This window comes from Pseudonocardia sp. McavD-2-B, assembly GCF_024124365.1.
Classification (GTDB): Bacteria; Actinomycetota; Actinomycetes; order Mycobacteriales; family Pseudonocardiaceae; genus Pseudonocardia; species Pseudonocardia alni.
Window position 1 is genome coordinate 1 of record NZ_JAMXSG010000462.1, and the last position, 2,332, is coordinate 2,332.

Sequence of the window (2,332 nt, forward strand, 5' to 3'; positions counted from 1 at the left end):
GGGCCGAGTGCGCCGCCGCCGGAGTCCGTGTCCTCCCCGGCGAGCCCGACGGTCAGCGCCCCGGCCTGGGCACCGCCGCCCAGGGCCCGCACCAGCAGCGGCTCGGACACCGTCACCCCGCGCAGCCGCTGCTCGGACACCGACAGCGACCGCTTGGTCAGCAGGCCGCGTCGCACCCGCAGCGTGCCGTCGGGCTCGCGGCTGAGCCGGTAGTCCCACCAGCGCTCCACGAACAGCACGATGCTGCCGGCGACCATGACCAGCAGCAGGAGCGCGACCGCGACGAGCACCGTCGCCCAGACCGGTGCGGCCGACAGCTCCCCGGCGACGGCGTCCGCGCCGGGCAGCGAGCGCGGGTCGAGGCCGGTCTCGTTGAGCACGTTCCAGCCGGCGCCGGCCAGCGCACCGATCGCGGCCAGCGAGCTGACCGTCAGCGGGGCGAAGCGCAGCGAGGACCAGTCGATCCGGTCGAGCTCCTCGCCCGCGGGGTCGACGGGATCCGCCGGGCCGACGGTCCCGTCCCCGCCGGCCGCGTCCCCGTCGGCACCGTTCCCGTCGGCACCGTTCCCGTCGGCACCGTTCCCGTCGGCACCGTTCCCCTCGACCCGGGCCCGGTCCGCCCCGGTCCCGCCGGCGACCGCGGCCGGTCCGCGTGCCGGGGCGGGGCGGGCGAGCAGCTCGCGGCGCAGCCGTTCGGCCTCGTCGGTGGTGACGGCGTCGAGGTCGAGGCCCGCGTCCGACCCGCTCTGCCCGGAGCCGACCTTCACCACCGACAGCCCGACGAGCCGGTGCAGCAGCGGTGCGGTCAGGTCGACGGTGCGGATCCGGTCCCGCGGCACCGAGCGGCGCTGCCGGTTCAGCAGCCCGCTGTGCAGCTCGACGCGTTCGTCGGTGATCCGGTAGCGGGTGGTGCGCCAGCGCACGACGCCCACCGCGACCGCGACGACGACCGCCGCCCCCGCGATCCAGACCTGGGTGGAGTTGCCGCTGCCCGCGCCGAACAGGACCAGCACGACCAGCGCGGGGGCCAGCCGCAGCAGCGCGGTGGCCGGGCCGACGAGCAGCATCCGGCCCGGCAGCCGTCGCCAGCCGACCTCCTCGGGGGTCGGGCCGGTGCCGTCCGCGGGTGCGACGGGTACGGGCTCGGTCACGTCGCGTCCCCGCTGTGCCGCCCGGTCGTCTCGGTGAGCCTGCGGGCGAGCTCGGCGGCGGCGTCGGCGTCGAGCCCGGCGATGCGTACCGGGCCGCGGGCCGACGCGGTCGTGACGGTCACCGTCGCCAGGCGCAGCGCCTGCTGCAGCGGGCCGTGCTCGGTGTCGACGGTCTGCACCCGCGGGATCGGCGCGATCCGCCACTCCCGCACCAGCCAGCCCGACCGGGTGTAGACGGCGTCCTCGGTCACCTCCCAGCGGTGCAGCCGGTACCGCAGACCGGGCACGACGAGCGTCCCGACCAGCAGCCACAGCACCGTCAACACCACGGTCGCGATCAGCACCCCGTGCCACGGGACCGCGGGCAGCAGGAACCACGCGACGACCTGGCCGCCGAGCAGCACGAGCGGGACCGGCACCGCCGAGAGCCGCCACCACCAGATCGCGCGGGGGTCGACCCGGTTCGCGGGTGGGCGCAACGGGAGCGGCAGCGCGTCGGTCGGGATCCCGGGTCCGGGGTCGCCGGTGCGGGGGCCGGTGGCGGTCATGGTCCCACTCTGCCGAACCGCACCCGGCGGGAGCATCCGAGCACGCCGTCGGAGACCCCACTGTGGCCGAAAGAGGGGGCGTGGCAGACAGAGGGGTGCCGCCGAGTGGCACACCACGTGCGTCCGGAATCCCGGTCCGGGTACGTGGTGTGCCACTCGGCGGGCGACGACGGTCAGTGGGCCGGCGCGGACAGGTCGTAGACCGTGGTGCCGTCGACGGTCGTCGCGGTGTAGTGCTGTGCGACCCAGGCGGTGATCTCCGCGCCGGTGCCGCGGCCGCCGCCGGGGCCACCCCGCTCGCCGCCGCTGACGAAGTACCGGACGTCGCCCTGCGCGACGTACTGCCGGAACTGCTCCAGGGTGGGGGAGTCGTCGCTGCCGGAGAAGCCGCCGATCGCCATGACGGCGGTGTCCCCGCCCGCGGCGAGCATCATCGACGCCGCGCCCTGCGAGCCGATCGTCGCCGCCGCCCAGCGGGACGGTCCTGCCTCACGCAGCAGGGCCACGACCTGGGCGCTGGTCCGCTCGCCTCCCGGACCGCCACCGGGCATCCCGCCCGGCCCGCCCGCGCCGGGCTGCCCGGCACCATCCGGCGCGGCACCGGCAGGCAGCCCACCGGCATCGGTGGCGCCG

2 protein-coding genes and 1 pseudogene are annotated in these 2,332 nt (G+C 76.8%); all 3 read right to left on the minus strand.

Translation table 11 applies throughout. The annotated features are described in order from the left end of the window. Nucleotides 1-1,151 (minus strand): PH domain-containing protein (locus tag NH602_RS31685; protein ID WP_308292902.1); only part of this gene is annotated, 1,151 nt, incomplete at its 3' end. After that, nucleotides 1,148-1,699, minus strand: a complete 552-nt coding sequence (locus NH602_RS30190; protein ID WP_179760811.1) for a PH domain-containing protein — start codon at nucleotides 1,697-1,699, stop codon at nucleotides 1,148-1,150. The genes NH602_RS31685 and NH602_RS30190, both read right to left, overlap by 4 nt. A gap of 173 nt (nucleotides 1,700-1,872) precedes the next feature. Beyond that, nucleotides 1,873-2,332: pseudogene (locus NH602_RS30195) on the minus strand (glycosyl transferase); the annotation flags it as partial.